The organism is uncultured Leptotrichia sp., from assembly GCF_938036635.1.
In the GTDB taxonomy this organism is placed as follows: Bacteria; Fusobacteriota; Fusobacteriia; order Fusobacteriales; family Leptotrichiaceae; genus Leptotrichia; species Leptotrichia hongkongensis.
Genome location: NZ_CALHQO010000138.1, coordinates 1 through 5155, shown reverse-complemented (window position 1 = coordinate 5155; position 5155 = coordinate 1). Strand labels below are relative to the sequence as shown.

The 5155-nt window shown below is 30.8% G+C and carries 9 protein-coding genes; all 9 read right to left on the bottom strand.

Annotated features, from left to right (window positions below):
• Window positions 1–137 precede the first annotated feature (137 nt).
• Complete coding sequence (locus Q0370_RS02620; protein WP_299571727.1) at window positions 138–983, bottom strand: hypothetical protein; 846 nt, start codon at window positions 981–983, stop codon at window positions 138–140.
• Between the two features lie 113 nt (window positions 984–1096).
• Window positions 1097–1711 carry a Rha family transcriptional regulator gene (locus Q0370_RS02615; RefSeq protein WP_299571724.1) on the bottom strand — a complete coding sequence of 205 codons (615 nt, stop codon included), beginning with the start codon at window positions 1709–1711 and terminating at the stop codon, window positions 1097–1099.
• Window positions 1712–1730: 19 nt separating this feature from the next.
• Window positions 1731–2204: a nucleoside triphosphate pyrophosphohydrolase family protein gene (locus tag Q0370_RS02610; RefSeq protein ID WP_299571722.1), complete on the bottom strand. Its 474-nt coding sequence runs from the start codon at window positions 2202–2204 to the stop codon at window positions 1731–1733.
• Window positions 2205–2217: 13 nt separating this feature from the next.
• Window positions 2218–2580: a hypothetical protein gene (locus Q0370_RS02605; RefSeq protein WP_299571720.1), complete on the bottom strand. Its 363-nt coding sequence runs from the start codon at window positions 2578–2580 to the stop codon at window positions 2218–2220.
• Window positions 2577–2798 (bottom strand): hypothetical protein, encoded by a 222-nt coding sequence (locus Q0370_RS02600; RefSeq protein ID WP_299571717.1) that lies wholly within the window; start codon window positions 2796–2798, stop codon window positions 2577–2579. Before Q0370_RS02600 ends, Q0370_RS02605 begins: the two co-directional genes overlap by 4 nt.
• A complete protein-coding gene (locus Q0370_RS02595) occupies window positions 2795–2968 on the bottom strand; it encodes a hypothetical protein (RefSeq protein WP_299571714.1) in 174 nt (57 codons plus the stop codon). The genes Q0370_RS02600 and Q0370_RS02595 overlap by 4 nt, the downstream gene beginning before the upstream one ends.
• A gap of 8 nt (window positions 2969–2976) precedes the next feature.
• Entirely contained in the window at window positions 2977–4164 is a 1188-nt protein-coding gene (dcm, locus tag Q0370_RS02590; RefSeq protein ID WP_299571711.1) for a DNA (cytosine-5-)-methyltransferase, read from the bottom strand.
• Window positions 4165–4899 (bottom strand): ATP-binding protein, encoded by a 735-nt coding sequence (locus tag Q0370_RS02585; RefSeq protein WP_299571709.1) that lies wholly within the window; start codon window positions 4897–4899, stop codon window positions 4165–4167.
• On the bottom strand, window positions 4835–5155 hold a 321-nt coding region (locus tag Q0370_RS02580), incomplete at its 5' end, for a hypothetical protein (RefSeq protein WP_299571707.1). The genes Q0370_RS02585 and Q0370_RS02580, both read right to left, overlap by 65 nt.

Here is a 5155-nt window from a genome sequence, read left to right as displayed (position 1 = left end):
TAGCGTTCAACTTCATAAAGTTGAAATCGCTATCATTTACTTCGATTCCACTTAATAATCTAATTTTTATTTTTTCCAATATATTTTCATCCATTTTTCCTCCATAAAAAAATCACAGCCAAATTAATAACTGTGATTTAATAAATTTTTATATTTTCTAATCTTTTTACCTCCTGTACTTTTAAAATATAATATTTTACTTTATCTTTTTCTTTAACTTCTTTCATATCCACAATGAATATATCTTGTGAACTAAGTAAGATTTCTCCAGCATGAAGTTTTTTTAAAAATTCTTGATCCCAAACAGAGACTTTTGTAATTTCATTATTAAAAATTACATCCCATTGCGAATTTCCTTGAAAAGGTACTTTGTATACCTTCAGTTCTATATTTTCTAATAAATTTTCCAGTTCTTCTTCTGTATCTTCAGTTTCTTTTTCTTCCGCAGTCATTACGTTCATATCTTCTTTAGATAATTCTAATTCTGCATCTTCATTGTTGAGAAAATATTTTAAATTTTCTCTATCTTTTATTTTTTTTATACTTTTTTTTATTTCTTTGCTTACATCTGGATTTGATAAATATAAATTTACAGTTTCGATATTATAATTATTAACTTCTCCATAATAATTAGTTATATTTCCAGTATCAGGATCTATTTTTTTAAATTTTTTCCCTTTTAAGTCTTTTACTAATTTTATAATCTCTAAATACATTTTTATTATCGTTGCCGCCGATACAACATATCCTGTTATTTTTAAAATTTCAGGAGTTATCGCAGAAAAATCTAAAATAACAGAACCTTTATCTGAAGCTTTGAAATTTAATTTAAAATAAGAATCCTTTGCATTTATTGATGTTATTTTTGCTAAAGTATCGTACGTTCCTTTTAAAAATTCTGACAGTTCTTTTGCATCAATTTCATCAGAACCACCAATTTTGACTTTTAAATCTGCTTTGGTTTCGTTATACATTTTCCACATTTTATTTCCTTTCTTCGGAATAATATATTATATCCTGAATTTCAGAAAAAGCAATGCTTTCACAGTTACTATTTAGTTGTCATTGTCCTTTTATCAACTTAATCTCTTCTATCTCAATTCCTCAATTCCGCTTTTTCTATCCAGTTCTGTACGTATGCCAGTGCTTCAGTTAAGTCTTTTCTCTTAATATCACGGTAGCTTGCAACTCCAAACCTGTCCTTTAAATCTCTGTAAATTGCAGGAAACATTAAATTTCTGTCAGCGTCTATCACATCCAGCCTTTGATAAACTCTTATCGAAACTGCTTTTTGTAATTTTCTTTGTTCTGTATGGTCTATTCTTATCTCGTTATCAACTTTGTTTTCCACGATGTCAATTCTATGCTTGACACTTTTCATTTCGTTTGCCTGCAATATGATCATATCTTCTACTGTCATTGGTTTTTGAAGCTGTTCAATCTTTTCGATAAGTTTAAATCTTGTTTCAGCATTATATCTTGCACCAAGTTGTAGCACTCCTTTGTAATTCAAAAGAAATGCAGGTTGATTTCTGTTAAAATTATCAATATATGTGGTTGGCTGAAAAATTAGCCGACCTCTCTCTTCCCCTATTTTACTTATTTCATCTCTTATGTCAGACAAAATATTTTTATGTTCCTTTCCTGTTATTTCCGCTATATCTAAACTTGTTAGCGTGTTTCTGCTTTCTATATTCATTAATTCATTCATTCTTTTTCCTCCTATTTTTTTATTCAATAAACTGCTTTAAATTCGGTCTAAAATAATTTTTTCCTTTTAATATTTTTCCGTCTTCCCTGAAAATTGCTTTTCCATTTTCAAGTTTTGACATATTGCTTTGATGCACTTCTTCAAATGCTTTGGGTAAAATTTTATCAAATCCATTTTCTGTTTCTAGTTTAAAGAGAAAATCTGTTTTTTCATCTGATAGAAAAAATATCCTTGAAGCAACGTCTCCAATATTGCCTTTATGCAGTTCTAATAATGTTCCAATGTAGATGTAGTACATGTCGCATATTGCGTCTAACATTTCTACTCTATCTTTATTTTTTTCTGCGACATTGTATTCTTTAAATTCTTCATTAAATAACTTTTTTCTCAATTTTATTCTTTCGTCGGTTATTTCTTTTTCTAAAAATTCTTGTTGGCCGAACGCAATATAAAACTCTTTTACTAAGCCGACTAATTTTTCCCATTGTTCCATTTTTCATTCCCTCCTATAAAATTTCTATTCTTAACCCTGCATTTTCCTTATCGACTTCATACCCTAGAAAAACAGGAATGATATTTTCCATATTATCATTCTCTATCCATTCGTTTTCTTGCATTAAGTCTAACGGAAGCTGTGCAGCATTCACATAGTCAAATGCCCTTTTACTATTTCTTATAAAATAAAATCCAATTTTATAAGGCTTTTCTTTGCCTTTTAACATCTCCTTGAATTTTATTCTTCCTTGCCACCATTCATCAGCTGTATTTTTCTTGTATCTCATTACAGTTTCCGAATTTATCAGCCTTTTGCCTGTCCAACGTTTGCTGTTTTTGGAACTTGGCACATTTCCGGATATAAAAATTTTCATTCTTGATTTTTTCTCCCTTCTTCTAGCTTAAATTTATAAAGTTCATCAAACGAATATTCCAAAGCCTTCTGCAATTTATTTTCTGGAATCTCCCAGTTAAATTGCTCTATGCTTTTTACGTTGCCACGATGACTTTTTATGAATTTAAGCCATTCTTTTTTATCGGTTGTTTTCAGTTCGTTGTTATCTATCTTTAGGCAGATAAGTGTTATTTTCATTTTATCTGTTCCATTCCTCGTTTTGTAAAGAAGTTGTTGTTTCGTTCCAACTCCTTCAGAAGTTCGTTGTCTTCTTGCTGCAAATCTTTCAATTTCTTTTCGATAACCTTTCTTCTTCTTAAAATTTGTTTATTTCTTTTTACTAGGTCGTTTATTCTTACTGTTTTCATCTATCCTCCTAAAATATTCTAATCTGTTCCGCTACAATCCCTTGTTTTCTTCTGTGTTTCTTGAAAAACAAGTTTCTGAATATGGCTTCTAAAACTGTCACCACTATGCTATTTCCTGCCTGCTTGTATAATTGTGCATCTGATATACCCACTGACTTTGCGGCATAATAGTCCATATCTCTGAATCCCATTAATCGCCAACATTCAAGTGGAGTTAATTTTCTTATTCTGTAATCATTGTTCTGTAAAATTTTAATTCCTTCTCCTTTGTTCGTTGTAAGAGTTGGGCTTAAATCGGTATTATACACGTTTCCGTTCATACCTCGCCCGCTTGGATTTATATTTACAACAAAATTATTTTCATGCCACGAACTCTTTGTTAAAGCTGGAACTATATTCTCTTTTATTCCGCCTTTATTGAATCCGTGTCCTTTTTGTATTATGAAATTGTCGGTTGGTCTCGCTCCTACTCTTGTTGTTATGGCAAACGCAGTATTACATTCTTCAAGTTTTCTAGGATTAAATCTTTCGCCCCTTATAAATCCGTTTCTATTTTTCATGTCAGAAAAGCATTTCAGATGTTTCTCAGATAAATAATACTTTTCGTCTACCTTTTCCTCTAGCAAATCTTTCATTTTAGATTTCAGTTCAACCGCCTTTGGAAACTTATAGTGCATATTCTCAAGACTGCTAACAACAAATACACGTTCTCTGTTCTGAGGTATTCCGTAGTCTTTGGCATTAAGTACTTCCCGGTTACTGTAATAACCTAAGGAATTTAGAAAGTTTAACCAACGTTCAAAATCTTTGATGAACTTCTTTCCAACGAGATTTTTGACATTTTCTAGTAAAAGATACTTGGGCAATGTTCCGTCCTCTTTTGCTTTCAGAAGTAATCTTTCAACTTCCAAAAGCAATCCACTTCTTGTATCCTTGCTTATTCCTTTTCGATGTCCAGCAATGCTTAAATCTTGACAGGGAAATGAATATGTAAGCAGGTCACAGTATGGAAGTTTATCAATTTTGGTTATGTCTCCGAAATTTTTAACTTTTCCGTGTATCGCTTCATAAGATTTACAAGCAAACTTATCTATTTCGGAAATTCCTATGACTTCATAATCGATTCCGATATTTCGTAAAGCCATTGCCTGACTTCCAACTCCTGCAAAAAGTTCTATGACTTTGATTTTTCGCATTTATCCAAATATCTCCTTAAAAATTTCTTTTTTAACCTCTTTTCTTCTGCTCTCCCAATTAAAAGCCAGCCCTTTGCAATTCTCTCTGAATCTGTCAAGAACATCATCACTTCCGTTTATACTTAGATACTCTGACATTTGGCTAGGATCCATTGTTGTGGAAATTATTAAGCATTTTTCCTGTTCGTAAAGCATATTAAATATCTCAAATAGTTTTTCTTTACCCCATTCTTCACTCAAATATTCCTTGCCTAAGTCGTCGAGAATTATCAAATCTGCTTTCAGTAAATCGCCTAGCACTTGGTCTTCATCCATGTCCTTGTTTTTCCAAGTTTTCTTAATTCTTTTGTAAATGCCCATTAAGCTTGTTCGGTAAACTTTGTAATTTTTCGACAGTTCATTGAATACACACAAACTGTAAAATGTTTTTCCTGTACCCCTAACACCATAAAAATATAATCCTATACCGTTATCTAAAGCTTTGTTGAAATTTTTACAGTATCTTTCAATAAGATTTTTGATTTTCATTTCTTCTTGATTTTTCACAACTGCTTTTTCAAAAGTGCAGTCTTCAATTTTTTTAGGTAAATTTGAAATGTTTCTAAAATAATTTATTTCCTTGTTTTTATTAATTTCTCGAATATTAACGGTTTCAACGCCTTTAAACGTGTTAGAATTCGAGGTCATAATTTGGTTTCCTGTTCTTTGCTTTACCATTTCTGCTATTGCTTGCATTGTTATTTCCTCCCTGTTTTTTATCTATCGGAAAAATATCTTTCCAGCTGTTTATAGTCGATTTGTTTAATATTTCTATTGCTAATTGCTCATTATTCCCTGCTAATCTGTGTAACTTCATCAAAATTAAATCCTCTGCTGGTTTTGATATAGGCTTTTTTTTATCAATTCTCATAATTTTAAAATCTGAAAATGCTTTTTGAAATTCCTTGCCCTTATATAAATATATAGAATCTATATTATTATATTCTATATT

Coding starts and splice junctions, on each gene's coding strand:
- Q0370_RS02610 (WP_299571722.1), bottom strand. CDS start 2,204: ATGGAACAATGGGAAAAATTAGTCGGCTTAGTAAAAGAGTTTTATATT.
- Q0370_RS02585 (WP_299571709.1), bottom strand. CDS start 4,899: ATGCAAGCAATAGCAGAAATGGTAAAGCAAAGAACAGGAAACCAAATT.
- Q0370_RS02595 (WP_299571714.1), bottom strand. CDS start 2,968: ATGAAAACAGTAAGAATAAACGACCTAGTAAAAAGAAATAAACAAATT.
- dcm (WP_299571711.1), bottom strand. CDS start 4,164: ATGCGAAAAATCAAAGTCATAGAACTTTTTGCAGGAGTTGGAAGTCAG.
- Q0370_RS02615 (WP_299571724.1), bottom strand. CDS start 1,711: ATGAATGAATTAATGAATATAGAAAGCAGAAACACGCTAACAAGTTTA.
- Q0370_RS02600 (WP_299571717.1), bottom strand. CDS start 2,798: ATGAAAATAACACTTATCTGCCTAAAGATAGATAACAACGAACTGAAA.
- Q0370_RS02620 (WP_299571727.1), bottom strand. CDS start 983: ATGTGGAAAATGTATAACGAAACCAAAGCAGATTTAAAAGTCAAAATT.
- Q0370_RS02605 (WP_299571720.1), bottom strand. CDS start 2,580: ATGAAAATTTTTATATCCGGAAATGTGCCAAGTTCCAAAAACAGCAAA.